General features: G+C 48.2%; 26 protein-coding genes. 11 read left to right on the top strand and 15 right to left on the bottom strand.

The features are described 5' to 3' along the window. The first annotated feature begins 64 nt into the window (after positions 1 to 64). A complete protein-coding gene (gene ppiC, locus N3Z11_RS16370; RefSeq protein ID WP_260658277.1) occupies positions 65 to 343 on the top strand; it encodes a peptidylprolyl isomerase PpiC in 279 nt (92 codons plus the stop codon). A gap of 31 nt (positions 344 to 374) precedes the next feature. After that, the gene (locus N3Z11_RS16365) at positions 375 to 896 is read left to right on the top strand and encodes a GNAT family N-acetyltransferase (RefSeq protein ID WP_260658276.1); all 522 of its coding nucleotides are present in this window, start codon (positions 375 to 377) and stop codon (positions 894 to 896) included. An 87-nt stretch (positions 897 to 983) separates the two neighbouring features. Here N3Z11_RS16365 and N3Z11_RS16360 read toward each other — a convergent pair whose 3' ends face one another. Then, positions 984 to 2,264: a DEAD/DEAH box helicase gene (locus tag N3Z11_RS16360; protein WP_260658275.1), complete on the bottom strand. Its 1,281-nt coding sequence runs from the start codon at positions 2,262 to 2,264 to the stop codon at positions 984 to 986. 130 nt (positions 2,265 to 2,394) lie between these two features. On the opposite strand from N3Z11_RS16360, the gene N3Z11_RS16355 reads away from it, so the two are divergent. The 3 genes from N3Z11_RS16355 to N3Z11_RS16345 all read left to right on the top strand — a co-directional run bounded on the left by N3Z11_RS16355 (position 2,395) and on the right by N3Z11_RS16345 (position 4,053). Beyond that, positions 2,395 to 2,766 (top strand): GIY-YIG nuclease family protein, encoded by a 372-nt coding sequence (locus N3Z11_RS16355; RefSeq protein WP_313771365.1) that lies wholly within the window; start codon positions 2,395 to 2,397, stop codon positions 2,764 to 2,766. 198 nt (positions 2,767 to 2,964) lie between these two features. After that, the gene (locus tag N3Z11_RS16350; protein WP_260658274.1) at positions 2,965 to 3,867 is read left to right on the top strand and encodes an AEC family transporter; all 903 of its coding nucleotides are present in this window, start codon (positions 2,965 to 2,967) and stop codon (positions 3,865 to 3,867) included. A 30-nt stretch (positions 3,868 to 3,897) separates the two neighbouring features. Then, the gene (locus tag N3Z11_RS16345) at positions 3,898 to 4,053 is read left to right on the top strand and encodes a hypothetical protein (protein ID WP_260658273.1); all 156 of its coding nucleotides are present in this window, start codon (positions 3,898 to 3,900) and stop codon (positions 4,051 to 4,053) included. 533 nt (positions 4,054 to 4,586) lie between these two features. On the opposite strand, the gene panP is transcribed toward N3Z11_RS16345, so the two are convergent. The 5 genes from panP to mpl form a co-directional block, all read right to left on the bottom strand. Beyond that, entirely contained in the window at positions 4,587 to 6,236 is a 1,650-nt protein-coding gene (gene panP / locus N3Z11_RS16340) for a pyridoxal-dependent aspartate 1-decarboxylase PanP (protein WP_260658272.1), read from the bottom strand. Between the two features lie 161 nt (positions 6,237 to 6,397). Beyond that, entirely contained in the window at positions 6,398 to 7,168 is a 771-nt protein-coding gene (locus N3Z11_RS16335) for an ABC transporter permease (protein ID WP_260658271.1), read from the bottom strand. Continuing rightward, a complete protein-coding gene (locus N3Z11_RS16330; protein WP_260658270.1) occupies positions 7,168 to 8,094 on the bottom strand; it encodes an ABC transporter ATP-binding protein in 927 nt (308 codons plus the stop codon). Before N3Z11_RS16330 ends, N3Z11_RS16335 begins: the two co-directional genes overlap by 1 nt. A 13-nt stretch (positions 8,095 to 8,107) precedes the next feature. After that, a complete protein-coding gene (locus N3Z11_RS16325; protein ID WP_260658300.1) occupies positions 8,108 to 8,764 on the bottom strand; it encodes a flavin prenyltransferase UbiX in 657 nt (218 codons plus the stop codon). Between the two features lie 62 nt (positions 8,765 to 8,826). Next, entirely contained in the window at positions 8,827 to 10,185 is a 1,359-nt protein-coding gene (gene mpl, locus N3Z11_RS16320; RefSeq protein ID WP_260658269.1) for a UDP-N-acetylmuramate:L-alanyl-gamma-D-glutamyl-meso-diaminopimelate ligase, read from the bottom strand. 217 nt (positions 10,186 to 10,402) lie between these two features. Between mpl and N3Z11_RS16315 the strand changes: the two genes are divergently transcribed. From N3Z11_RS16315 to N3Z11_RS16305, 3 genes are all read left to right on the top strand, one after another. Beyond that, a complete protein-coding gene (locus N3Z11_RS16315; RefSeq protein ID WP_260658268.1) occupies positions 10,403 to 11,374 on the top strand; it encodes a class 1 fructose-bisphosphatase in 972 nt (323 codons plus the stop codon). A gap of 98 nt (positions 11,375 to 11,472) precedes the next feature. Further along, a complete protein-coding gene (ppa, locus tag N3Z11_RS16310) occupies positions 11,473 to 12,003 on the top strand; it encodes an inorganic diphosphatase (RefSeq protein ID WP_260658267.1) in 531 nt (176 codons plus the stop codon). Positions 12,004 to 12,261: 258 nt separating this feature from the next. Then, positions 12,262 to 13,881: a methyl-accepting chemotaxis protein gene (locus N3Z11_RS16305; protein WP_260658266.1), complete on the top strand. Its 1,620-nt coding sequence runs from the start codon at positions 12,262 to 12,264 to the stop codon at positions 13,879 to 13,881. A 223-nt stretch (positions 13,882 to 14,104) separates the two neighbouring features. Here N3Z11_RS16305 and N3Z11_RS16300 read toward each other — a convergent pair whose 3' ends face one another. Continuing rightward, positions 14,105 to 16,348, bottom strand: coding sequence for an EAL domain-containing protein (locus N3Z11_RS16300; RefSeq protein ID WP_260658265.1), 2,244 nt, complete (start codon positions 16,346 to 16,348; stop codon positions 14,105 to 14,107). 337 nt (positions 16,349 to 16,685) lie between these two features. Between N3Z11_RS16300 and N3Z11_RS16295 the strand changes: the two genes are divergently transcribed. Beyond that, positions 16,686 to 17,618 carry a TIGR03899 family protein gene (locus N3Z11_RS16295; protein ID WP_260658264.1) on the top strand — a complete coding sequence of 311 codons (933 nt, stop codon included), beginning with the start codon at positions 16,686 to 16,688 and terminating at the stop codon, positions 17,616 to 17,618. Here the strand turns inward: N3Z11_RS16295 and N3Z11_RS16290 are convergent. The 8 genes from N3Z11_RS16290 to dusA all read right to left on the bottom strand — a co-directional run bounded on the left by N3Z11_RS16290 (position 17,593) and on the right by dusA (position 24,079). Continuing rightward, complete coding sequence (locus N3Z11_RS16290) at positions 17,593 to 19,752, bottom strand: response regulator (RefSeq protein WP_260658263.1); 2,160 nt, start codon at positions 19,750 to 19,752, stop codon at positions 17,593 to 17,595. The two genes, N3Z11_RS16295 and N3Z11_RS16290, sit on opposite strands and share 26 nt — an antisense overlap. Before the next feature lie 132 nt (positions 19,753 to 19,884). Then, positions 19,885 to 20,628 (bottom strand): TIGR04219 family outer membrane beta-barrel protein, encoded by a 744-nt coding sequence (locus tag N3Z11_RS16285; protein ID WP_260658262.1) that lies wholly within the window; start codon positions 20,626 to 20,628, stop codon positions 19,885 to 19,887. 3 nt (positions 20,629 to 20,631) lie between these two features. After that, positions 20,632 to 21,609, bottom strand: a complete 978-nt coding sequence (locus tag N3Z11_RS16280; RefSeq protein WP_260658261.1) for a DUF2333 family protein — start codon at positions 21,607 to 21,609, stop codon at positions 20,632 to 20,634. 12 nt (positions 21,610 to 21,621) lie between these two features. Then, the gene (locus tag N3Z11_RS16275) at positions 21,622 to 22,047 is read right to left on the bottom strand and encodes a copper chaperone PCu(A)C (protein ID WP_260658260.1); all 426 of its coding nucleotides are present in this window, start codon (positions 22,045 to 22,047) and stop codon (positions 21,622 to 21,624) included. 46 nt (positions 22,048 to 22,093) lie between these two features. Next, positions 22,094 to 22,300, bottom strand: a complete 207-nt coding sequence (locus N3Z11_RS16270; protein ID WP_260658259.1) for a PspC domain-containing protein — start codon at positions 22,298 to 22,300, stop codon at positions 22,094 to 22,096. Positions 22,301 to 22,527: 227 nt separating this feature from the next. Further along, positions 22,528 to 22,656 (bottom strand): hypothetical protein, encoded by a 129-nt coding sequence (locus N3Z11_RS16265; protein ID WP_260658258.1) that lies wholly within the window; start codon positions 22,654 to 22,656, stop codon positions 22,528 to 22,530. Between the two features lie 3 nt (positions 22,657 to 22,659). Then, positions 22,660 to 22,929 carry a hypothetical protein gene (locus N3Z11_RS16260; protein WP_260658257.1) on the bottom strand — a complete coding sequence of 90 codons (270 nt, stop codon included), beginning with the start codon at positions 22,927 to 22,929 and terminating at the stop codon, positions 22,660 to 22,662. 190 nt (positions 22,930 to 23,119) lie between these two features. Further along, entirely contained in the window at positions 23,120 to 24,079 is a 960-nt protein-coding gene (dusA, locus tag N3Z11_RS16255; RefSeq protein ID WP_260658256.1) for a tRNA dihydrouridine(20/20a) synthase DusA, read from the bottom strand. A gap of 130 nt (positions 24,080 to 24,209) precedes the next feature. Here dusA and N3Z11_RS16250 point away from each other — a divergent pair, with 130 nt between their 5' ends. Continuing rightward, positions 24,210 to 24,686, top strand: a complete 477-nt coding sequence (locus N3Z11_RS16250) for a transcriptional repressor (protein WP_260658255.1) — start codon at positions 24,210 to 24,212, stop codon at positions 24,684 to 24,686. A gap of 150 nt (positions 24,687 to 24,836) precedes the next feature. After that, positions 24,837 to 25,307: a chemotaxis protein CheX gene (locus tag N3Z11_RS16245; protein ID WP_260658254.1), complete on the top strand. Its 471-nt coding sequence runs from the start codon at positions 24,837 to 24,839 to the stop codon at positions 25,305 to 25,307. Positions 25,308 to 25,371: the final 64 nt, after the last annotated feature.

Here is a 25,371-nt window from a genome sequence, read left to right as displayed (position 1 = left end):
TCCATTAAAATGCGCGGCCGCGTTGCAGTCGCGCGCTCAGAATCATGTGGTAGGAGTAAAACTGATGGCCAGAGCCTGTGCTTGTCATATCCTGGTAAAAACCCAGGAAGAAGCCCAAAACCTGAAGCAACAATTGGCCAAAGGCGCTAATTTTCATGAGCTTGCGAAAAAACACTCCTTGTGCCCTTCCGGCAAAAAAGGCGGCGACTTAGGTGAATTCCGCGCCGGTCAAATGGTAAAACCTTTTGACGATGTGGTGTTTAAAAAGCCATTATTGGAAGTTCATGGGCCGGTAAAAACCCAGTTTGGTTTTCATTTAATCAAAACCCTTTACCGCAGTTAACACCGCCACACAGCATTACAGGAAGAGCCAGATGCAACTTTCGCTTTGCCAGTTTGACACAGACGCCAAAGCCATTCTGGCTATTTTTAACCACGCCATTTTGCACACCACAGCTTTATATGAATACAAACCCCGCACGCTGGACACCATGCAGCAGTGGTTTGCCAATAAGGCTGCCGGCAATTTTCCGGTCTGGGGATTAAAAAACAATGAAGGTGAGCTGCTGGCTTTTGGCAGCTATGGCACCTTCCGCGCTTTTCCGGCTTTTAAATATTCGGTGGAGCACTCGGTCTATGTGCATCCGGATCATCAGGGCAAAGGCTATGGCAGCCTGATGCTGCAACAACTGATCAAAAGTGCGGAGCAACAAGGTTTCCACCTGCTGATTGGCGGCATCGATGCCAGCAACATCGGCAGTATTGCCTTGCATCAAAAACATGGGTTTGTGCACAGCGGCACCATTACCCAGGCTGGATTTAAGTTTGGCCGTTATCTGGATCTGGCGTTTTATCAGCTAACCCTCAAAACGCCGCTTGAGCCTGTGGATGGTTAACAGCAAAAAACACCAGATCCCAGCAAAACAACAAAGGAGCCTATGGCTCCTTTGTTTTTACAAACATTTGTCAGATGTCAGCCGCTGTTATTGTGGCCGTTTTTTGCCAAGGGCTATAGCGCGAAGCTTGGCCTTTTCAATAGACAACTTTTTGTTATTACTGATTTTTTTCTTCATTTTCACTTCAGCGTCTGCCGCATCTTCTTTGGCTTTACTGGAGTGATTAAACTTGGGGTTATGCTCATAACCCGGCAATACCTGCTGCTCTATCACCTGCTTAATCAGCTTTTCAATTTGCGTCAGCATCGGCAAATCGTCCGGGGTGACTAAAGTCACCGCCAGCCCAAAACGGCCGGCACGACCGGTACGGCCAATGCGGTGTACATAATCTTCTGCCACATGGGGCAAATCGTAATTCACCACTATCGGCAAATCTTCAATATCCAGACCGCGGGCGGCGATGTCGGTGGCCACCAATACCCGTAAATTGCCGTCTTTAAAATCCTGCAGCACCTTGGTTCTGTGACCCTGGCTTTTATCACCATGAATACTGGCCGCTTCAATACCATCGAGCGCCAGCTGTTTACTAAGCCGGTCGGCACCATGTTTGGTGCGGCTGAAAATCAGCACCTGCTGCCAGTTTCGTGCGCCTATCACATGAGATAACAACTCACGTTTACGCTGCGAATCTACCCGAAACGCCAACTGCTGCACCTGGGCTGAAGCCGAGTTGGCGGTGGCCACTTCAATCAATTCAGGGCTTTTCAGTAAGGTATCTGCCAGCTCTTTGATTTCTCTGGAAAAGGTGGCAGAGAACAACAGCGTTTGCCGCTCTGGTGGTAACTTGGCCATCACTCTTTTAATGTCGTGAATAAAGCCCATATCCAGCATACGGTCGGCTTCATCCAGCACTAATACTTCCAGCTGATACAAACTGATGGTGCCCTGATGCATATGATCAAGCAGCCTGCCTGGCGTGGCGATTAAAATATCCAGCCCGCCCTCTGCAGCTTCCAGTTGCGGGTTCATTGAAACTCCGCCATAAAACACCGCAGTTTTTAGCGGTAAATGCCGGGCATAAGCGGCAATATTATCAGCAACTTGTTGGGCGAGTTCGCGGGTGGGCGTTAACACTAAACAACGTACTTGTTTGGCTGCTACTGTTTTGGGCTGGCTGCTGAGTTTTTGCAATATAGGCAAGGTAAAAGCGGCTGTTTTGCCGGTGCCGGTTTGGGCGCCGCCCAGCACATCTTTGCCCTGTAAAATCACCGGTATGGTTTTTTGCTGAATTGGCGTTGGGCTTTGATAGCCCTGTTCGGCGATTGCCTTTAAGATAGGCGCGTTTAACGCCAAATCTGCAAATTGCATAAAGTTCCTTGAATTGGGGCGCTGGCCTTTGCGGCCGACAACAACTGCGGTTCACAACGGCAACCTGAAAACGGCGGCCAAAAAAACGAGCAGAGTATAGCAGAATCAACCTTTGCGGGATATTTCACCTTTGTCTACAGCGCCACAGCAAAAACCAACAACACAGTTAACGCCAGAAACTGAGTCTGAAGCAGAGACAAAAGCGCCCCAAGCCTGGTTTGTCTATCTGGTGCAAACCGGTAAAGGTGTGCTCTATACCGGCATCAGCACCGACCCGGCACGGCGTTTGCGCCAGCACAGTGGCGAGCTTACCGGTGGCGCTAAAGCCCTGCGTGGCAAAGGGCCGTTAACTCTGGTGTGGCAACAGCAGGCGCCTAACCGCAGTGAAGCAAGTCGTTTGGAGTATCAGCTAAAGCAGTTAAAAAAAGCGGATAAAGAGCGGCTGATTGCGGGCGCGGTGCTTTCGGAATTATTGCCACAGCCAGAGCCAACTGCTTTGTAAGACTGAGGTTTGCAAAGGAATAGTTCACAAGGTTCGGGTTTGCAAAACGGCGTTTTGTTAGCGCCTCCTTTATAAAGCAATGCTTTAACCTTAAAAATGCCCTGTTCACCAGAAGTCGAATAGCGGTAAAAACTGCCAACGGTTATTATCGGTGCTTCCAGCCGTTTTACTGGCTGTTGTCTGCTCCGGAGTTTTATTTTGGATAATTTTCTGCTGATTTTGCTTTATCTGGCCATTGGGGTTGGCATCCGTTTTATCCCGAAATTCAGCCAGGACACGCCTGCGGTACTCAATGCTTTTGTGCTTTATATTGCCTTGCCAGCCCTTATTTTGCAGAAAATCCCGGCACTGACTTTATCCTCAGCGCTGCTTATTCCGGCTGTAACGCCCTGGGTATTGTTGCTGATTGTGGTGGCGTTAGTGCTGCTACTGAGTAAAATTTTTCAGTGGAGCCGTGAGGTCACAGCTGCACTTTTAATAGTGCTGCCGCTTGGTAATACCTCGTTTTTGGGTTTTCCAATGATTGAGGCGTTTTTTGGTGGTGACCATCTGCCTTATGCGCTGATTTACGATCAGGTTGGCTCTTTTGTGGCTCTTGCCACCTATTCCACTATTCTGGCCGCCGCTTTTAGCCCCAGCGCCGAAAAAGCCACGGTAAAAAGCATCAGCCTGAAGATTTTAACCTTCCCGCCTTTTCTGGCGCTTGTAGCGGCTTTGCTTTTGAAAAACACCACTTACCCCAGTTTTTTTCAGGCGCTGATCGACAATCTGGCACAAACCTTAGTACCGCTGATCATGGTGGCGGTAGGTTTTACCTTGCGCTTTTCGCTCGGTGGCGAGCGTTTATCACCACTGGTCAGCGGTATCAGTATCAAGCTGATTTTAATGCCGTTATTGGCCTACGCCGGTTGTTATGCGCTGGGTTTAGAGGGCAAAGCAGTGACAGTGTCGGTGTTTGAAGCCGCCATGCCACCGATGATTTCCGCCGGCGCCATCGCCATTATGGCCGGCCTGGCACCACGGCTGGTGGGTAATCTGGTGGGTTTTGGCTTGTTGCTGAGTTTTGTGACCTTGCCGGTTTGGTATTGGATTTTAAGCTGACGCTTGTTTTGCCAAAGTATTGGCGGCTGTTTGTTTGATGCCAACGGCATGGTGGTTTTATTTAATGCCTGCGGCATGGCGGTTTTATTTAATGCCTGCGGTATGGCGGTTTTATTTAATGCCTGCGGTATGGCGGTTTTATTTAATGCCTGCGGCATGGCGCGTATGCCGCAGGGCATCAAATAAAACAAACACTTAGGCTGCGAAGGAACACTGTCACCAGTAACGAACCTAATCACCAAAGCAGCGCCTTCCCTCCCCTTTAAGCCGAGCCGATAAAAATTGAAAGTTTGAGGTTTTAAGACGCCAACTGTTTGAGGCAAGCGACGCTAGCGCTTGCCGAGTTTTGGCGGCGCCTCAAACTTTTGATTTTTAGCGGGCTTTCGACGGCTTATCGGGGTCGTTTTTTGTGTCACTTTTTGTCGATACAAAAAGTGACTCGCCTGCGGGGGCGAAACCCCGCATACGCGCCATGCCGCAGGCATCAATTAAAACATACACTTCGCCTGTTAAGGCACACTGTCACCTGTGTGGTTGAATTGCAGTGTTACCTATGTCATTGCACTTCAAGCAGCTTCAGCTCAAAGCCGGTTATCCAAAGCCCCATCAGCTGCAAGCTAAAACCAACCCCAGCCCCATGTTGCCAAACATAAAAACAAAAACGGCTGCAAAAGCAGCCGTTTTCAGCAAGAAGCGGTAAAGGCTGTTCCGCCAAACAGCTAAGCCTCTTTGGCCATACTTAAAAGCTTGGGCAAAAACTCCTTATCCATGGCCGCCAGTTCCACCTGCTCTGCCAGTACTTCATGCAGAATATTGTCGGTGGTCAGCGGGTTGGCCAGTACCACCCGGAACACCACTGTGTCCTGGCGCTGGTACATTTGGGGTTTTAACCTTGTGCGCGATACAAAAGATTTCCCCTCTTCGCGCTGGCGTTTTTGGATAAATTTAGTGAGGCCACTTAACAGCTCATTAAACTTTTGCAGCCGCTCGGTGTCTCCGGCAGCTTTGGCTTTTTGCATCGCCTGCTGCACTTTGGCCGGTACATAACGGTAAGTTAATAAACAAAGCTCGGGCGCCGTAATAAGCTCAAATTCCGGATGCAGGTCAATTAAACCAGCAAAATAACGGGCTTTTTCCAGGCTTCGGTTAATCAGAATTTCATAACCTTTGCGGCCAATTACCTGCAAACAGGCGTGCACCAGCATCGCCATGCCGGGGCGGGAGCCTTCCAGCGTCTGGCTGCCTAAATCTTTGGAGCCTTTGCGAAGAATATATTCGGCGTGATGTTCAATGGCATGCGCCGCGGACGGGTGCTTAAACACCACCATACCAGCGCCCATTGGCACATACATTTGTTTATGCGCGTCTATGGTGACTGAATCAGCGCGCTCAATGCCTTTGAGTAAATACCGATATTTTTCAGAGAGTAAAGTTGCACCACCCCAGGCAGCATCCACATGGAAATGGCAATTGAGCTCTGCGGCTAAATCGGCCAGTTCGTCCAGCGGATCGATATTGCCGGTTTCAGTAGTGCCGGCAACGCCCACTATCGCCATCACGCGGATAGAACGTGCAGCTAAATCGGCTGCCACCCGGCGCATTTCATTGCTGTCCACTTTATTGTGGGCGTCAGTTTTTACCGGAATCAGCAGATCGCGGCCAATGCCAAGAATATCAGCGGCTTTACGCAGCGAATAATGGCCGCGTTCAGACACCAGAATGGCTAAATCCTGATAACCATAATGGCGCATAGCGCGGAATAAACCTTCTTTGGCCACCCCTTTAAAGTCACCATCAGGGCGCAATAAGCGGTTACGGGCTATCCACAGCGCTGTCATATTGGCAACAGTGCCGCCGGAGCAAAAAGCGCCTAACGAATGATTGGCACTGTGTAACCACTTTTTATAAAAACCTTCACTTTCGCCATACACCAGATGGTGCATCATGCCGAGCACCTGGCGCTCCAGTGGCGTAAAGGCCTTGGAGGTTTCAATTTTCACCAGGTTTTGATTCAGCCCCACCATCATTTTGGACAAAGGCAACACAAAATAAGGCAAGGCCGAGGTCATATGGCCAATAAAACTGGGCGCTGCTGTGTGCACCGAATGGGCAACCAGCTTTTCCATAATGTTTTCAGCATAATCTGACACAAATTTCGGCTCGGCCGGAATTTGATACGCCTGAAAATCACGTTCGATTTGCCACAACGGTTTTTCTACCGCCACTATGCTCTCGCGCAAAAAACCCGCCAGGTTTTGCGAAATATTCTGCTCAATAATGCTGAGCGTGGAGTCTGGCGCTTCCGGCACCGTGAAAATGCGCCATAAAGCTTCTTCCGAGGCCTCAGCCTGGCGTTTCAAATCGGTCATAAGCTCTCACTGGGATTCATTACACCGGCATTTTTTACCAAAATAACGGCATAAAACAGTCAGTCAAAAAGGCTGTCACTGTACTAAATGTGTTATTAAATGTCTGCAAAAAACTCATTTTTGCCATAAAAGGCAGCAGAACAGGCACAAAGGCGCAGGGCTTAACTGCGAAGCCCGGTGCCTTTATTAATCAGATGCATCGCAATGCCAAACAACAAGCCGATAAAACCCAGCATCACGGCAAAAGCCACTGTGATACTGACATCGGACACGCCTAAAAAACCATAACGAAAAGCGTTGACCATATACACAATAGGGTTAGCCGCCGCCACCTGTTGCCAGAAACCCGGCAATAAAGTTAACGAATAAAATACCCCACCTAAATAAGTCAGCGGTGTTAACACAAAAGTGGGCACTATGCTGATATCGTCAAAGGTTTTGGCATACACAGCGTTAATCAGCCCACCCAGTGAAAATAGGGTGGAGCTTAATACCACAGTGGCAATAATCACCGCTAAGTGGTGAATACGGATATCAACAAAAAACAGACTGAGCAAAGTGACAATAAAACCCACCAGAACACCGCGGGCAACCCCACCACCGACATAACCCAGCACTATGATGTAGTTCGGCACAGGTGCGACCAAAAGCTCCTCAACATTACGCTGGAACTTGGCGCTGAAAAAACTGGACGCCACATTGGAATAAGAGTTGGTAATGACCGACATCATAATCAGGCCAGGCACAATAAATTCCATGTAGCTAAAACCGCCCATGTCCCCGATACGGGAGCCGATTAAACTGCCAAAAATAATAAAATACAACGTCATGGTAATGGCAGGTGGCACCAGGGTTTGCACCCAGATGCGCATAAATCTGTTGGTTTCTTTGTTCAGAATACTCTGAAAGGCAATCCAATAACGACCAGACATCAGGCTTTTACTCCTTGCGCGTTTTCCACCAGACTGACAAATAACTCTTCGAGCCGGTTGGCTTTATTGCGCATTGACAACACCTCCACCCCTTTGGCTGATAAAGCCGCAAATACCGCATTCACGCCCTGACCTTTTTCCACGTCAATTTCCAGCGTGTGGTCGTCAAGCTGGCGCACAGTAAAACCGTCCAGCTGCTCCACTTTGGCGCTATTGGCTAAATCCAGTACAAAAGTTTCTTTGGTAAGTTTACTCAAGAGCGCCTTCATACTGGTGTTTTCGACAATACGGCCTTTGTTAATAATGGCGATATTGCGACACAGGTTTTCCGCTTCTTCCAGATAATGGGTGGTCAGAATAATAGTGACGCCCTGCTGGTTAATCTCTTTAAGAAACTCCCACATAGAGCGGCGTAATTCTATATCCACACCAGCGGTAGGCTCATCTAAAATCAACAACTTAGGCTCGTGCATTAAAGCACGGGCTATCATCAGCCGGCGTTTCATACCACCGGAAAGCTCACGTGAGCGGGCGTGGCGTTTATCCCAAAGCCCGAGCTGACCCAGATATTTTTCCGCGCGTGCCATAGCCACAGTTTTATTCACGCCATAATAACCGGCCTGATTGACCACAATTTGCAGCACAGTTTCAAACTGATTAAAGTTAAATTCCTGCGGCACTAAGCCCAGCTGGCTTTTGGCATCTTCCAGTGCGGTATCTATATCAAAATCAAAGACTTTGACTGTACCAGAACTTTTATTGACCAAAGAGGCAATAATGCCGATACAGGTACTTTTGCCGGCGCCATTGGGGCCAAGCAATGCAAAAAAATCACCTTGCTGCACCTGTAAGTCGATGCCAGTTAAGGCAACGGTGCCACTTTTATAGGTTTTTTTCAGTTGTTGAATATCAAGCGCGAGCGTCAAGAAAAACTCCTTATCAGGCCGAAGCAGGCCCTGTAATAGCTGAAGCTTTAGCGGCATAACCCCAGCGTGGCATCAGCTGCTGCGGCAGCTTTAAGTGATCCAGAATGCGGGCCACCATAAAATCTATAAGATCTTCAATAGATTGCGGCTGATGATAAAAACCGGGTGCGGCCGGCATAATAGTCACGCCCAGTTTGGCCAGCTTTAATAAATTTTCCAGATGCAATGCACTCAATGGCGTTTCGCGTGGCACTAAAATCAGCTGGCCCTGTTCTTTGAGTACCACATCAGCAGCACGCTCTATCAGGTTGTCGCTCATGCCATGGGCAATAGCAGCCACAGTGCCGGTAGAACATGGGCACACCACCATGGTTTTTGGCGCGGCCGAGCCTGATGCAACAGGCGAAAACCAATCATCTTTGCCATAAACCGCCAATAACGCAGGATCACAACCAAACAGCTCGACCAGCTGCTGCTGGCAGCTTTGTGGATTGCCGTTCAGCTTTAAATCATGTTCAGTGGCAAACACCACCCGGGCTGCACTTGAAATCAACAGATGAACTTTTACCTCAAGCGCCAGCAGCGACTGCAACAAACGCCAGCCATACAAAGCACCTGAAGCGCCGGTAAAAGCCAGCGTCACTTCTTTACGTGCGCCATTGGCTGGCATTGCCAGCTGATGTTGCGCAGCCTGATGTTGTTCAGCCTGGCTCTCAGGGTTGTTATTGTGCATTAGTGCTCCCATTTTTTACGCAGCGCATCGAGCAGTTTCTGATGAATACCGCCAAATCCGCCGTTACTCATAATCACCACTGAATCGCCACTTTTTGCCTGTTCTGTCACCCTTGCCACTAAAGCGTCAATGTCAGTGCCAACTTCCGCCTGCGGCCCTATGGCTTTGGCCACATCAGCAAGCGACCAGCCGGAATTGGCCGGCTCAAATAAAAACACCAGATCGGCTTGTTTTAACGACGCTGGCAAGGCTTCTTTGTGTACACCCAACCTCATGGTATTGGAGCGCGGCTCTAATACGGCCAAAATCCGTTTTTCGCCCACTTTATTGCGAAGACCGGCCAAAGTGGTGTCGATGGCGGTTGGGTGATGGGCAAAATCGTCGTACACCGCAATGTCGGCCACTGTGCCTTTAAGCTCCATCCGTCTTTTTGGTGCAATAAACTTCGACAGCGCTTCAATAGCAACATGAGCAGGCACACCGGCGTGACGGGCGGCGGCAATGGCCATTAAACCATTATCAACACTGTGCTGGCCGGTTAAATCCCACTCAACCTGGCCAAGCTGCTGGCCGTTAAAACTGACCGAAAACTTGCTGCCGTCCTTTTGCAAAAGACTGGCCTGCCAGTCGGAGCCTGAACGTTGTTGTTCACTCCAGCAGCCCATCTGCAAGGTTTCATCAATGGCCGGCACATTTGCCGGAGATAACACCAGACCATTGCCCGGTACCATGCGCAATAAATGATGGAACTGGCGCTGAATAGCAGCTAAATCCGGGAAAATATCGGCATGGTCAAATTCGAGGTTATTGATAATTAAAGTGCGCGGCCGGTAATGTACAAACTTACTGCGTTTATCAAAAAAGGCCGTGTCGTATTCATCGGCTTCAATGACAAAAAAAGGCGCATCACCCAGCCTTGCCGACACGTCAAAATTCTGCGGAATACCACCAATTAAAAAACCTGGTTTCAGACCTGCGTATTCTAAAATCCAGGCGAGCATAGCGCTGGTGGTGGTTTTACCATGAGTGCCCGACACCGCCAGCACCCAACGACTTTGCAGCACATGGGTGGCCAGCCACTCAGGGCCTGAGGTGTAAGGCAGGTTGCTGTTCAGCACATATTCCACTGCCGGGTTACCACGCGACATGGCGTTACCAATAATCACCAGATCCGGTGCCGGTTCAAACTGGCTGGCGTCATAACCCTGGGTCAGTTCAATTCCCAAAGCTTCCAGCTGAGTGCTCATTGGCGGATACACATTGGCATCAGAGCCCGTAACTTTATGTCCCATGGCTTTGGCAATAGCGGCAATACCGCCCATAAAAGTGCCACAAATGCCCAAAATATGAATATGCATAACCTTTCCCTTTTACGGCGACCACAAGCGCCAAGCTTGGCCAAGATAAGGCATTGTAACAAAAGCGCTTCACAACAAAAGCAAATAAAATAAGGCCAAAAACTGCATTTTTTCGTTAAATTCTTTACACTGTGCGCCGGTGTACTGCCAAGCGCCCTAAGGCCAGCAAAATAAGGGCAGACACCCACCCTACAGCATTTTCAACAAGGAATTCACCATGCGCCGACTGGCTCCCGTATTACGGCAGGACGGAGTTGATACCGACCTGATTTCATTGACCAAAACAATTCTGGCTGCCTGTAAAGAGATCTCTTTTCGTGTTGGCCAGGGCGCACTGGCTGGCGTGTTGGGCTCTACCCTGGATGAAAACATTCAGGGTGAAACGCAGAAAAAACTCGATGTGCTGGCCAATGAGCTACTGAAAGATATGATTCTGGAAACCGGCTTAGTTAAAGCCATTTCGTCAGAAGAAGAAGACCACACAGTGGCCGGTAATCCGGATGGCAAATATCTGGTGACTTTTGACCCGCTGGATGGCTCGTCCAATACCGATATCAACAGTCTGATTGGTACTATTTTTTCTATTCTGCCGGCGCGTGCTGACCTAGACGCCGCAGATGCTGCACAGTTTTTACAACCTGGCACAGCACAGCTTGCAGCTGGTTATGTGTTATACGGCCCTTCAACAATGCTGGCGCTCACCACAGGCAAAGGCACCAAACTTTATACGCTGGATAAAACCTACGGCGGCTTTTTGTTAACTCAGGAAGAAGTTGCAGTGCCAGGCATGACAGCCGAATTTGCCATTAATATGTCAAACCAGCGCCACTGGGAGCCGGCGATGCAGGCTTATGTGGCCGATTTACTGCTGGGTAAAACCGGCCCTCGTGGTAAAAACTTTAATATGCGCTGGATTGCCGCCATGGTGGGTGATGTACACCGTATTTTGTGCCGCGGTGGGGTATTTATGTACCCAACCGACACCAAAGATGCCAATAAACCTTATAAATTGCGCCTGATGTATGAAGCCAATCCAATGAGCTTTTTAGTAGAGCAGGCCGGCGGCGTCAGTTCCACTGGTTATCAGCGGATTATGGAAATTCAGCCAACTGATATTCACCAGCGGGTGGCGGTGATCCTGGGTTCTAAACACGAAGTGGAAACCTGCCTGAAGTATCATCAGCAATAATATTCGACCAATAGCGCAAGGTAAAACCATAGCCATTTTTGATGCCGCCGTTATAATAGGCGGCATTTTTTACACTTCATTTATCTTAAGGAACTAACATGAGCCTGAGTCTGGTACCTGCAGGTAAAAACCTGCCTGACGAAATTAACGTCATTATTGAAATTCCGGCCAATGCCGATCCAATCAAATACGAAGTGGACAAAGACAGCGGTACTGTCTGGGTTGACCGTTTTATGGCCACGCCAATGTTCTACCCATGCAACTATGGTTTTGTAAACCATACTCTGAGCCTGGATGGAGATCCGGTTGACGTATTAGTACCAACACCATACCCACTGGTACCAGGTGCGGTGATCAAGTGCCGCCCTGTTGCGGTATTAAAAATGGCCGATGAGTCAGGTGAAGATGCCAAGGTACTGGCAGTGCCAATCAGCAAACTGACCAAAATTTATGACCATATCCAGGACATCAACGACGTACCAGAGCTGCTGAAACAGCAAATTCAGCACTTCTTTGAGCGTTACAAAGAGTTAGAGCCTGGCAAATGGGTAAAAGTGATTGGCTGGGGCGACAAAGCAGAAGCCAAAGCTGAAATCAGCACTTCATTTGAACGTGCCCAGCAAAAATAACTGATAAAGCCCGCTTGATGCGGGCTTTTTTCTGCGCCGATTTCCCCCTGCCCTCATCTGCCCTGCCCCTGTTTTGAAACCAGATTGGAAACAAAGATAAGCAAATCGTTATAATTCATTCTTTATATTAAGATTTTTGTCGCATAACTTGATTTGTTGCAGCATTTAGACTTTTTGCTGACTATACTAAAACCGCTTTTTAAAAATATTTATTACAAACAATTCCTTCCGGTTTGTTAGCTACAGGGGTAAGCGTGTATGGAGTTTTTGCAACGCCTTTCGATTGCGAAAAAAATTTATTTAATACCCTTCATCGGGACTATCAGCTTTATTATCTATCTGGTGTTGGCCACAGTCACAGCGCTGAATAATGTCAAAACACTGGACAACACCAGGGATATCCAGTTCCCGGTGTTACAGGCCGCCGAAAGTAGCCTGGTGGCACTTGAGCGGGTGAAGGAATCGCTGGCAAGTGCAGTCACCACAGGCGACGAAGAAGCGCTGAATACGTCCAATGCTTTTGCCGACCAGCTGAAAAAACAACTGGGCCAGGTCAGCAGTCTGGACGCAGCCCTAAGCAAAGAAATTGGTCCTATTCTGTCTTCATTCGACAATTATTATGCTGTTGCCTTTAAAGTGTCGCAGGAAATGGTGAACAACACGGCAGATATGGCCACCATTGGCGAACGTTCACAAAAGATGAACGCAGATTACGACAACACGGTGAAAAAACTGACCGAATTCCGCGATATTCAGCTGAACCACTTTAAAGGTGCAATTGACGATGCCAATGCCCAGGCCAGCACCTTGATCACTGTGGGTATTATTATGGGTGTGATCACGACCCTGGTGTTATTTGGTACCGCCGTCCCTGTGGTAAGTGGCATTAATAACAGTCTTGGCAATATTATTCATTCACTTAAAGATCTCGCCAAAGAAGACGGCGATTTAACAGTGCGGATTGAAACCAAATCCAAAGATGAACTGGGTGATTTGGCTTTCTGGTTTAACTCTTTTATGGAAAAACTACAGGGTGTGGTGAAAGAAATTGTCAACACTGCGTTGCCTTTGTCTTCGCTCGCTAAAGACTTACATCAGTTAACCGACGACACCAATAAAACTATTTCAATCCAGCGCCAGGCTGCCGAACAAGCCAAATATGCCGTGGATGACATGAGTAACAGCGTTATTGCCGAAGCAAGCAGCGCCAACGAAGCCTCCAGCGCTGCCAATGATTCGAACGTCGCAGCCGACCGCGGTCAACAAACTGTCGGGGTCACAGTCAACAACATTCGCCAGCTCGCCACCAATGTGCAGGAAGCGTCGGAAGTTATTCTGAAGCTTGAAACCGATGCCAATCAGGTTGGCGCAGTGCTTGATGTAATCAAAGGTATTGCCGAACAAACCAACCTGCTGGCATTAAACGCGGCTATTGAAGCTGCCCGTGCCGGTGAACAGGGCCGTGGTTTTGCGGTGGTAGCTGATGAAGTTCGGACTCTGGCTTCGCGCACGCAAAAATCAACCGAAGAAATTCAGAAAACCATTGAGCAGCTGCAATCAGCCGCCCGCTCAGCTGTGCAAAAAATGCAGCAAAGTACAGTACAGGCTGATCAAAGTGTGACTTCTGCCAACCAGGCCGGTGAGTCATTGCAGGTGATCACCACCAGTATTCGTCGCATTCGCGAGATGAACCAGCATATTGCCGCCGCCACTGAAGAACAACAAACCATGGCCGGCACCATAGTTGGTCATGTGGTAGAAATTGTGAAGCACACAGAACACAGTTCACAAAGCGCCGGCCATATTGCCAAAGCTGCCCGTGAGTTGGCCAATCTGGCACAAAATCTGGAAAGTATTGCCCGCCTGTTCCGGGTTTGATGTCGTTCTTTCGTGAAACAGTGAAAAGGCGCCGATGGCGCCTTTTTTATTCGGACTTGCCGGCAGGCTCTGCTTTTTGCAGCTTTACTGCTGTCCTTATCTAAACTCCTGCTGTGTTGTATTGCCGGTCGTTTTATCACTTCAGACAAAAACGACCTCCCTTCCAGCGCTATAAAAAAACCACCCTTGAAGGTGGTTTTTACTCACATCAAAATGTGCTGTATTAATCTGGTTTTTCGCCGGCCGGTTGGCCACTCTGCTGCAAAAACGCCAGTAATTCCTGGGTTGGCATTGGCTTGGCATACATAAAACCCTGCACTTCGTCACAGCCCATGGCGCGCACAGCGTCAGCCTGCTCCTGAGTTTCAATACCTTCAGCAATAGTGGCTAACCCGAGCTTTTTGCCCAAATGAATAATGGTTTCGGCAATCACAGCACCGTTTGGCGCTGCAAAGTCGCGGATAAAAGCCCGGTCCACTTTGATGCGGTCCAGTGGCAGTTGCTGCAGATAACTCAGGCTGGAAAAACCAATACCAAAGTCATCAATCGCCACTTTAATGCCGTGATCTTTTAATCTGTTCAGCGCGTCAATCACTATCTTAGGCTCGTCCATCACCACAGACTCAGTAATTTCCAGTTCCAGTAACTCAGGCGCAACCTGATAACGCTGCACACAATCAATGACTGATTCAACAAACAACGGATTCCGGAACTGCGGCATCGACACATTCACCGCAATGCGCATATCGGCCAGCCCCTGTGACTGCAGATACTTAATTTGCTGACATGCCTGCTGAATAACCCAGGCACCAATTTCCACAATTAAACCTGAATATTCCGCCAACGGAATAAACACAGCAGGCGAAATATAACCGCCCTGCCCGGTAGGCCAGCGCAACAGCGCTTCCATACCAATCACCTGATTGGTATGCAAAGATATTTGCGGCTGATACCACAGCTGCAGTTTATCCTGACTAAAATCCTGCCGCAGCGTGCGCAGCAAAGCCAAACGTTCGGCCATCTGCTCTTCCATTTCACTGCTGTAATATTCAAAATTCTGCGACAGATTCTTTTTCGCACGGTTCAGTGCTATATACACATGTTTCAGAATACCCAGACCTTGTTTGACTGTGTCCATTAAGCGACAAAAGCCAAGGGTGGCATTAATTTGTAACGCGTGCTCTGACGCCTGAAATGGCTGGTTAAAGACGGCATTAATTGCCGAAGGAGTCAGCACATCTTCAGGCCCGATCAGACCAAAAACGTCGGCACCAATACGGCCTATTTGCGCCAGGTCGCCAAAATGCTCGACCAAACGACGGGTGACTGCAATTAATAACTCATTGCCAACTTCCTGCCCCAGGCCATCATTAACGTCTGAAAAGTGGTCAATATCAATCAACACTGCCACATTATTGCCAGGGTCCAGCCTTTTGGTTTCTTCCAGCAATTGGGTAAATTCATTACGGTTTGGCGTTTTGGTCAGGGGGTCGATATAAGCGGCATGTTTGAGCTGTTGAAATAAAGTGACGTTTTCATAACCAATAGAAATATTGCTTAAAAATACCTCAATCAGCTGACGGTCAAAATCTTCAATCGGCCTGTTGGTTTCGATATAAACGGCAGCGCTGTGCTCGGCATTACCAAGATACAACACAGTGTCAAAACCGGTAAAAATATGCCGTTTTTGCTGCAGACACTGCAAAATCTGCTGAATAATGCGCGGGTTATTTAAACGTTCCAGTTTGCATTTAATATAGGGTGCGTAATGACCGGCAGCGCCCAGCACATACACATTGTCACTGGTCGAGCCATCATCTTCAATTTGTGCACAGAGTACACCTTCGGCATGTAAACCAATCAGCGATGAAATTTGTGTGACCACGCCTTCGGAAAACTCATGCAGCGAATGTTGTTCCAGCAAATTGGCGCCGGCATTAATAATTTTCTGTAAACCCAGCCGGTTTTGGTTAATGGTACGGATTTGCTGATAAGAGCGGATGGACGAGATGATAGAAGTTACCAGTTTGCTGCGGGTCAGTTCGGTTTTGGTTTTGTAGTCATTGATATCATATTCTTTAATGACGCTTTCTTCCGGCGCATAACCGGGCTGACCAGTTCTGAGCACAATCCGCACTTCATCCATGCCCAGCTGCTCACGGATCTGTTGCACCACCAGCAAACCTGCGTCGTCAGATTCCATCACCACATCGAGCAAAATAACCGCAACATTCTGGTTTTTTTGCAGAAAACTAATGGCCTCTTTACCAGAATAAGCATGGTGGAAAACTAATTTGCGCCCAAGCACCAATAAATCACTTAAAGCAAGGCGGGTGACGGTATGGATTTCTTCATCGTCATCAACAATCAGCAGATGCCATTCCCCGGTAATCTGCGGGATTTCTGACTCTGGCACATCATCTTCTGCGAGAAACAGAAAATCATCTTCTGTTACTTTTGACACCATGTTACGACCTTATCCATTGAGTCCGAATATCTGGCACAAATTCCCCGCTTGAGCAAAGGGCGGGATATGCACCGACATCACACCTGCACACCTTGTCAGTGAAGCCGGCAGCCAGCTTGTTGTCTGACTTATTACACTATACGCTTAGTTAAAAAATGCAATCATTTTGTCGGGATCAGCAGCAAGACCGAACAACAAATTACCGTTTAAATTCATTTAAATAACAATAAATTTATCAGCTTAAACAAAGTTTTTTTATGCAGAGGCTGTTCTGGCCGATATGCTGTGACCGATTCAGCAACACAATACGATGATTTTCGCAAAAGCATGGAGCTTTATGACCAAGGTACAGAGCCTGTCCGGGCAACAAAAGTTACGCCAACTGGCCAGGAAACAACTCGGTGGCGATTTACAATCTGCCGGCACTGTGCGCCAGAGTACTGCAGCTCTGCCGCTGGATGAATTGCAGGGCAATGCCAGCTTTATCGACAAACATCAACAGCTCAGCAGCAGAGCCGGCGTAGTGCTGACAGAGCAAGAACTGTTTGCCGGCTTAACGCTGGCGGAACGTGCCAACCGTCGTATCCGGATGCGCCAGGAGCAACAACAGCTGAATCTGGAACGGGTGATGACACTGGCGCTGGACTATTGCACCGAAATGCAGACCAGCCAGGATGTCGACCCGGATTGGTTTTCGGCTTATTGTGAGCTGGTACTGGATATTTCGAGCCACAGTATGCAAAAACTCTGGGCCAAAATTCTGGCCGGCGAAATAAGTAGCCCGGGCAGTTTTTCGTTAAAAACCCTGTTATTGCTCAAACAAATGAACCACAAAGATGCGATTTCGCTACAACTGGCCGCTAGCCTGAGTTGCCGTATAAAAAGCCAGGAGCCGGCGCACATTTATTTTGGTTATGTGCAGCAGGGATCGTTGTGGCGCTGGCTGGCCGGCAAAAGCCGCGGCATGCTGAATCTGAGTCAGTTTGGCCTCACTTACCCGCAGATTTTAAACCTGATTGACCTTGGCTTGTTGCATCAGTCTGAAATTGAAAGTGGTGAACTTGGTAAAAACCAGCAATTGCAATGGTATTACCATCAACAGCTGCTGCAGGGGCGCACCAAACATCAGGGGCTGGTACTGCAATATTATAAATTCACCAGTATTGGCGCTGAATTGTTACCTCTTTTAAGTAGTCAGCCCAATCCACAATACTGGCAAGCGCTACAGCAACTACTGGCCGACGTTATCGTATTTCATCAGCCGGGCTGAGTTTAGCCAGAATATGGGCAATCTTGCGGGTATCCAATGGTTTAATCAGTACATCATCCATGCCTGCCAGGCGGAAACCGGCAATCTCATCCGGTAAAGCGTGCGCAGTAAAAGCCAAAATAGTGGTGTGCTGATGATGCCTCAGTTGCCGGATCCTTTTGGTCACTTCAGTACCGGCTAAATCCGGCAGCTGAATATCCATCAGGATCAGCTGATATCTGTTATTGCTGGCCATTTTAATGGCGTCTTGCCCTGTCATGGCAATATCAATGCGCAAGCCGCCACCTGACAACATCGCCTGCACATATTTCAGGTTGGTCAGATTATCATCCACCACCAGCAGCTGCTGATTACCAAGCTCATTCGGGTGCTGCAACGCATGGCTGACATGACTGAGCAACATAGGTACAGGTAATAACCGGCTTGCAAGCAATGGCTGCCACAACTGTCTGGCTTTATCAGAGGTAAAAAACAGCAGCTGATAACGCTCTGCAAGTGTCGTCAGCTGCGCGGCATCCTGATGCAGGGTGGCGCAGCTGTCCGGCAGCAGCACTATCACTAAATCCACCAGGCGTAACTGCACAGCTTCAGGCAGGGCTGCCAGTGTTGCTACACTATGGACCTGTTCACCAATAGCCGCCAGCGACTGTTTCAGCAGAGGCAAACGACAGGCCCGCTCATCCAGCACCAAAATGGACTGGCATAATTTAGACTGACTGGTTTTTTGCCAGGAAACCGGCAGCAGAATATCCAGCTGGGTGCCCAGGTCTTCCAGCGAGTTTAATGAAATACTGCCGTGCAGCTCTTGCAACAATCTGCGGGCAACTTCAGCTTCTACATCGTCCAGTGTCAACTCGCTGTCCGGCTGCGCCAGCAACAACTGACGCCAGCGCGCCGAAAAACCGGCGCCGGCATATTTAAAGGTGAGTTTCAGTTGTTTTTGCGGCACTTCGCAAAAGCGGTAGCTGAACAAAATATCCTGACCAGCGGCAGCCTGCTGACAATAACTGCTGAAGATATGACACAGCACACTGAGCAGCCGGGTATCAATGTTCATTTTGAACTGATAAGCCTGAGGATCTTCGTCAAAAACAAACTGTTCCGGCAGTTTATTGTCACTAAACCAATGGGGTGCCTGCTGCGCCAGCCAGTCAGGTAACCAAAAATGGTCCGGCTGCAGGGAAAAATCAGCGGCGTGCAGCTCAGACAACAACTGTAATGCCTGAATTTTACTGCGCAAATCCACCGCACTCAGCGAGTCCGATCTGTGACATAACTCCAGCCAGAACTTTAATTGCTGATCGCAGGATTGGCTGTGCAGTTTCAACTGCTGGTAGCTTTGTTGCAGTTGTAATAAGTTTTCGGCGGTATGAGCATGCTGCTGCTCCTGCTGTTGTAACCGCAATTCAGCATCACGGGCTACCGACCGTACTTGCTGTTGATGGCGTTGCTGCTGCTGTTGCCAGGCGTCAATCAACAGCGCAAAGTCGTGCCCCTGCACATCGGCAACGCAGCCCTGCTGCAGTTGCTGACTTAATAACAGCTGCTGACGCGCTCTTTTCTGTTGTTTTTTTTGCCGCCAGCCATAAAGCAACAAAGCTGCCAGCAACACCAGTAACAACATCGGCAGCATCAACCAAAAAGGCACTGCAGAAGAAGGTCCGGCCACCAACAACAAATGACCCAGTTGTTCCGAACTGATGGCTGGCACAGGTAAATCATGACGCCCCTGCTGTTGCACATCAGCCCAGACAGGTACACTAAACAGCAGCATACCGTCAGCAACAACCACAGGCTGTGTCGCTGAAGGTAATGGCGAATAGTTACTCAATACCTCTTCTGACCCCGCGGTGGCAGCAAACAATTGTTGGTTTTTGTCGTACACCGCCATAGCCTGTAATGGCAAAACGCTATGTTGTTGTAAGGCTTGTAAAGTCTGGCTCAACGCCTGAGAATTCTGCTCACGCAGCGGATGCATAGCTAATAACGCAGCATGACGGCTCAGCTGATGTAAATACGCGGTATGCTGTTGTTGCTGCCACAGCTGTAACGAAAACCAGGACGCCACCAGAGAGAGTACAACAACGATGGCCAACATCAGGGGCCACAGAGGGCGAATAAAAAGCTGCTTCATGCTAAGAAAAACCGATCCAATCTGATACCTCACTATAATGGTGCACAGATTGAACTACAAGGTTTTAGCTGCGCCAGCGTATTGTCTGTACGAACAACAACCTACAACACGCCGGCTTAGTGACGGACAATATTAAAAATCAGCTTCCAGACCGAGAAAGACACCATCGGCCAGTAAATCAACATCCATCCGATCTTCGGCATTCAGGTCCAGATCCAGTCGCTGCACCCCTAACTTCACCGATAGCGAAAATGCCGCCAGATCGATCCATTCATAAGCAAAACCAGCGCGTAGATCCGACATCTGATGACCATCATAACGACCATAGTTACCATTAAAAAACAGACTGGAGTTGGTGCCAAACACGCCCACGACTGCATTGGCATACAACATCGGCAAGGGTGTTGATACGCCACGCGCGACCGTTCCGCCCTGAGTAATACTGACATCAGTTTGCAGAAATCTGGCACTTACGCCCAGATCCACACTCAGAATATCGTTGTCGAGCAGTTCGTAATACATACTGGCATCGGTATATTCAAGGCTCAGATGATTATTCACCTGGCTTTGTGCGGCATACACCATGTCATGCAGCTGTAATGTGCCTGCTAAACGGGTGTCTCCCTGAAAACTCAGGGTTTGACGGCGCAGCATCACGTTTGGCAACAACGGGATCGGATGTTCAAATGCCGCATAAAAAGCACTGTGACTGTCATCATCAAAATGTAGTGACTGACTAAAGCCGGTATCCCCTGCCCGCCCCTCAGGGTTGGCTTGCCACCATTCAGCCCCCACAGTCACACCCAGCACATCGGCAGTGACCAGCGGACTGGTCACAAACAGCGTGGCAGCAAACAGCGGTAATAAAATTTTCATGCGTTATCCTTGCGACAATAATTCGGTCAGTTCAATCAGAGCTGCGTTGGCCCTGGAGATATAGTTTGCCATGACCAGCGAGTGATTGGCGAGCAGACCAAAACCACTGCCGTTTAGCACCATCGGGCTCCAGACTGTTTGTTGGGTGGCTTCAAGCTCGCGGATGATCTGCTGCAAACTGACAGTGGCATTTTTTTTGGCCAGTACATCGGCAAAATCAACTTCAATGGCTTTTAAAAAATGCAGCAGCGCCCAGGATGCGCCTCTGGCCTCATAAAACTCATCATCAATCCGCCACCAACTGGTTTTAATCATTAACTCGGCCGGTGTGTTGGTTGACTGACGCGCCTGTGCATCACCGGCAAGGTCAGTATTTAACCTGTCTTGCCCCACACTGGCACTTAACCGCTGACTGTAACTGCCCAGGCGTTTTTCCACCGCTTTCAGCCAATCCCTTAAGTTGTCGGCCCGGGCATAAAATTGGTGATCTCTGTTGTTTGGATCATTTAACGCCTGACGGTAAGAGCGCAATAAACGCAAAGCTTCAGCATATTCATCTTCAGCGGCAGGTACAGCCCAACTGCGATGGTCGATATTCAGTTTTGGCTGTGCCAGTTTCAGAAAAGAATTTTCCACCGATTGGGACTGAGAGCGGCTGATATCGGTGCGCATCGATAAAGCCAGGTCCCGCACCATTTCTAACGCGCCAAACTCCCAGGCTGGCATATTATCCAGCATGCTAAAAGGCGGCAGTAAGTCGTTGGAAATATAACCTCCGGATTTGTGAAGTAATACTTCAGTGACGTGCACCAGGGTATGGGTGGTGGTATAACCAACGGCGGGTTTAACACCCTGTGCAGCCTGATTTGCTTCAGCCATCACATCAAAAGTATCAGGTTCACTGCTGTACCAGAGCGCCATGGCATAAAACAATATCAACACCAGGCTACTGAGCAGGACTGCCAGTTTCACTTTTTGCATCTGTCACTCCGGTTATTGGGTTGGGATTTTGGTGACAACCGCCGAGACTTGCCATTGCTGACCATCGGCCGCGCTGATTTGGATAGGCACTATGGCACCTAAGGTTAATTCATTTTTAGGCGCAAATAACATCAGATGCAAACCACCCGGCTGCAAATGCAGCTGCTCGCCGGCCTGAACGGCAAAACTATCGACTTTTTCCATCCGCATCATGCCGTTATGCATGCTGTGCTGATGCAATTCTACTCTTTCAAACCAAGGGCTGCTGGCTGCAACCAGGGTTACTGCCTTATCGGAGGAATTCACCACAGAAAAATAACCGGCACTGAGGTTTTTTCCCGGGAGCGGCTGACGCACCGTCGCATTCAGAAACTCCACTGGCGCGGCCTGGACAACAAAACTACTAAATAACATGATGAAGGCAAACAACAAAGGCATAACGGACTCCTGTGACTGAAATGCCTTCATCTTATCTCATCCCCATTTAGATCACATAACGATCTGGTAACAGGCAAGCGGCCAGCAAATAAGCGGCAACAGCTGCAACAGGGAAAGTCAGTAACAACAAGATAGCCAGCACACGCACTAACCATCTGGGCTGTTGATAATAAGCGGCTAAACCTGCACAAACTCCGGAAATTTTTTTATGGGCTTTATTACAGTACCAGTTGTGATGATTGCTTCTGTTCATAGCTAACCTCGGCGTTGTCTAAGTTAAATGATTCATTCAAATAACAAGGTACAAAAGCCATGCCAACCACAAACAAACATAAGCCATTGTTTTATATAAATTATTTAAAGAAGGCAAAATGAGCAGTATCACACTTAACAAAATTTGACTAAAAAATGATGAAATTGACTAAATGAAGAAAAGTGAGATAGCTACAGCAGGAAAATTCAGAAAAAGAAAACCCGGTACTACAAAGACCGGGTTTTAGGGGGAATATCAGTGTTTGGCAACAACCAGAGCGAACATAACCAGATACCAAACACACTCAGCACCGGCATTAAAAACAGCGCCAGCAACTCGATAGGTGTGATCAGCATGCGTTACTCCACTGCAGCAACAGACTGCTCTGTTGTGTTGCCTGAGGCCGGCGCCTGGCTCAGTGTGTCTTCAATGCCAACAATCATTTCAGCGACTGTGGCTTCAATAGAGGCAGCAATTTGTTGCTGAATATTTTGGCTGACTTCCATCACCTGACTGGTCACAACCTGAGTCAGCTGAGAAGATAATTCGGTGGCAGGTTCAGCAGCAAAAGCGTTTACAGAACTAAACATCAGCGTAGTAACCAGTAAAGCAGTGTTTAAAGTTTTCATGATAGTTTCCTTGTTGGCAATTTAATTAACGAACGACAATCTGTTATTACAATTGCTATGCCAACCTAAAAAACAATTTTAACTACATGATTTTAAACAACATTCACTGGATTCACTTATTTTTTTGGCAAAGTAGCCAAATTGACCAAAACTAAAAAGTGGCATTTTTAGCCACTTTTTAGTTTAAAATTTACTCAGGTACTTTTGCCAGCGCCGCCAACAGTACTTCTGGACCGCTGGAGGGTAAATGGCCAAGCTCACTGAGGTGCCGCCGCCACTGTCGTGCGCCTGTCACGCCCTGAAAAATACCTAACATATGTCGGGCTATATGCCAGAATCTGGCACCTTCTGTCATTTGTTGTTCAATATAAGGCAACATCTCCCTGACAACCTGATGCGGCGTCAGCAATGTGCGCTCGTCACCATAAATAGCAGCGTCAATCTGATTTAAAAACAACGGATTGGTGTAAGCTTCACGCCCCACCATCACACCATCGACATGCTGCAAATGCGTCAGGCATTCGTCGACCGATTTGATGCCGCCATTAATGCTGATCTGAAGGTGAGGGAAATCTTTTTTAAGCTGATATACCCTGGGGTAATCCAGTGGTGGAATTTCGCGGTTTTCTTTTGGACTCAGCCCTTTTAACCAGGCTTTGCGGGCATGCACAATAAAATCACTGCAGCCAGCCTCTGCAATAGTGCCGACAAAATCGACTAAAAACTGATAGCTGTCGAGCTCATCAATACCAATCCGGCTTTTTACCGTAACAGGAATATCCACCACTTCACGCATCCGGCGGACACATTCGGCCACCAGCGCCGGCTTTTCCATCAGACAAGCGCCAAACATACCGTTTTGTACGCGATCCGAAGGACAACCCACATTAATGTTTATTGCGTCGTAACCCCGCTGCTCGCACATAATGGCACTTTTCACCATGGCGTCCGGATCTGAACCACCCAATTGCACCACCACCGGATGTTCTTCTTCATTAAATGCCAGATAATCGCCTTGCCCAAAAATCAGTGCGCCTGTGGTGACCATTTCGGTATAAAGCACAGCATGACGGGTCAGCTTACGGTGAAAATAACGGCAATGGCGGTCTGTCCAATCCAGCATTGGGGCAATTGAAAATTTGTGATCCACAGCGTTCTCCAAAAAAAGGCCGGCTATTTTACCTCTAAGCAGACAAACTTTCTGCGTTTTTACGCTCTTTAAGCCAGGCTTTTGTATGGTACACTTCCTAAGCTACTGCCAAAAAAGGTAAATCTGATTTATGTCGATTGAATCCCTGGTCCAGCGGGCCCGCCATATTTGTGAGCATAACGGTGCACGTTTTACCTCTATCCGTGAAAAGGTATTTCGCTTGCTGGCGCAAACTCAGTCTGGCGTAGGTGCTTATGAGCTACTGGAACAGCTGAAGCAAACCGAACCGGCAGCTAAACCCGCCACTATTTACCGCGCATTGGATTTTCTGACCGAACAAGGTTTTATTCATAAAATTGAATCCAGTAACGCTTTTTTGTTATGCCATCATTTTGAACATCACCACCCGGCACAATTGCTGATTTGTCAGCAATGTGGTCATGTTGAAGAATTGCACTCCAAATTATTGCAGCAGGAGTTTGCCAGTCTGGCTCATGCCGAAGGTTTTGTAATTCAGCAACAAACCATTGAAGCCCGTGGCCTTTGTCGCCGTTGTGTCGGTGCAAAACCCTCAGAAAGTCTGCATAAGCTAAATCAGTGTGATTAAGGTGAATTGACGGGAAAATAACAGGAATAAAGGTGGAAACTATCTCAAAAACAAAGAGCTAGACTTGTTTATTCTTTAAAATCTGCCTAACCTTACCGTCATGGCCAGCGCCAGCAACCACAACGCAAATTTATTCGATGGGTCCATTAAATGAATGTTGAGTATGTAAATCCATTTCTGTCGTCTTTGGTCAATGTATTAAGCACTATGGCCAATACTACTATTGTGCCTGGCCAGCCCCGCATTAAAAAGGATGAAGTTGCCCGTGGTGATGTTTCAGGTTTGATTGGCATGATAGGCCCTCAAACCAAAGGTTCTTTTTCAGTGAGTTTTGAAGAGTCACTGGCGCTGGAAATTATGTTCCGTATGCTGGGAGAAAGACCTAAATCTATTAACGAAGAAGTGACCGACATGGTGGGTGAAATCACCAATATGGTCACTGGCGGTGCTAAACGTATTCTTGGTGAAAAAGGCTATGAATTCAGCATGGCCACACCTGTGGTGGTTTCCGGCAAAGGTCACACCATTACGCACAAATGTGATGGTCCGAAAATTCTGATGCCTTTTGATTCTGACTTTGGCAAAGTGCATATTGAAGTCAGTTTTGATAATCCGAAATAAGCACTCAGCGCACAGACCCAGAACTGGGTTTCAGACAATAAAAAGCCGGCTTGATGCCGGCTTT

Source organism: Rheinheimera sp. 4Y26, assembly GCF_025245835.1.
GTDB lineage: Bacteria > Pseudomonadota > Gammaproteobacteria > Enterobacterales > Alteromonadaceae > Pararheinheimera.
Note: the sequence above shows the minus strand (reverse complement) of the source record. Positions and strands in the feature narration are given on the sequence as shown.

Excerpts from the sequence above, each read along its gene's own strand:
- ppiC (WP_260658277.1), top strand. The coding sequence starts at position 65 with ATGGCCAGAGCCTGTGCTTGTCATATCCTGGTAAAAACCCAGGAAGAA.
- N3Z11_RS16365 (WP_260658276.1), top strand. The coding sequence starts at position 375 with ATGCAACTTTCGCTTTGCCAGTTTGACACAGACGCCAAAGCCATTCTG.
- N3Z11_RS16360 (WP_260658275.1), bottom strand. The coding sequence starts at position 2,264 with ATGCAATTTGCAGATTTGGCGTTAAACGCGCCTATCTTAAAGGCAATC.
- panP (WP_260658272.1), bottom strand. The coding sequence starts at position 6,236 with ATGACCGATTTGAAACGCCAGGCTGAGGCCTCGGAAGAAGCTTTATGG.
- N3Z11_RS16335 (WP_260658271.1), bottom strand. The coding sequence starts at position 7,168 with ATGTCTGGTCGTTATTGGATTGCCTTTCAGAGTATTCTGAACAAAGAA.
- N3Z11_RS16325 (WP_260658300.1), bottom strand. The coding sequence starts at position 8,764 with ATGCCAGCCAATGGCGCACGTAAAGAAGTGACGCTGGCTTTTACCGGC.
- mpl (WP_260658269.1), bottom strand. The coding sequence starts at position 10,185 with ATGCATATTCATATTTTGGGCATTTGTGGCACTTTTATGGGCGGTATT.
- N3Z11_RS16315 (WP_260658268.1), top strand. The coding sequence starts at position 10,403 with ATGCGCCGACTGGCTCCCGTATTACGGCAGGACGGAGTTGATACCGAC.
- ppa (WP_260658267.1), top strand. The coding sequence starts at position 11,473 with ATGAGCCTGAGTCTGGTACCTGCAGGTAAAAACCTGCCTGACGAAATT.
- N3Z11_RS16305 (WP_260658266.1), top strand. The coding sequence starts at position 12,262 with ATGGAGTTTTTGCAACGCCTTTCGATTGCGAAAAAAATTTATTTAATA.
- N3Z11_RS16300 (WP_260658265.1), bottom strand. The coding sequence starts at position 16,348 with ATGGTGTCAAAAGTAACAGAAGATGATTTTCTGTTTCTCGCAGAAGAT.
- N3Z11_RS16295 (WP_260658264.1), top strand. The coding sequence starts at position 16,686 with ATGACCAAGGTACAGAGCCTGTCCGGGCAACAAAAGTTACGCCAACTG.
- N3Z11_RS16290 (WP_260658263.1), bottom strand. The coding sequence starts at position 19,752 with ATGAAGCAGCTTTTTATTCGCCCTCTGTGGCCCCTGATGTTGGCCATC.
- N3Z11_RS16285 (WP_260658262.1), bottom strand. The coding sequence starts at position 20,628 with ATGAAAATTTTATTACCGCTGTTTGCTGCCACGCTGTTTGTGACCAGT.
- N3Z11_RS16280 (WP_260658261.1), bottom strand. The coding sequence starts at position 21,609 with ATGCAAAAAGTGAAACTGGCAGTCCTGCTCAGTAGCCTGGTGTTGATA.
- N3Z11_RS16275 (WP_260658260.1), bottom strand. The coding sequence starts at position 22,047 with ATGCCTTTGTTGTTTGCCTTCATCATGTTATTTAGTAGTTTTGTTGTC.
- N3Z11_RS16270 (WP_260658259.1), bottom strand. The coding sequence starts at position 22,300 with ATGAACAGAAGCAATCATCACAACTGGTACTGTAATAAAGCCCATAAA.
- N3Z11_RS16265 (WP_260658258.1), bottom strand. The coding sequence starts at position 22,656 with ATGCTGATCACACCTATCGAGTTGCTGGCGCTGTTTTTAATGCCGGTG.
- N3Z11_RS16260 (WP_260658257.1), bottom strand. The coding sequence starts at position 22,929 with ATGAAAACTTTAAACACTGCTTTACTGGTTACTACGCTGATGTTTAGT.
- N3Z11_RS16250 (WP_260658255.1), top strand. The coding sequence starts at position 24,210 with ATGTCGATTGAATCCCTGGTCCAGCGGGCCCGCCATATTTGTGAGCAT.
- N3Z11_RS16245 (WP_260658254.1), top strand. The coding sequence starts at position 24,837 with ATGAATGTTGAGTATGTAAATCCATTTCTGTCGTCTTTGGTCAATGTA.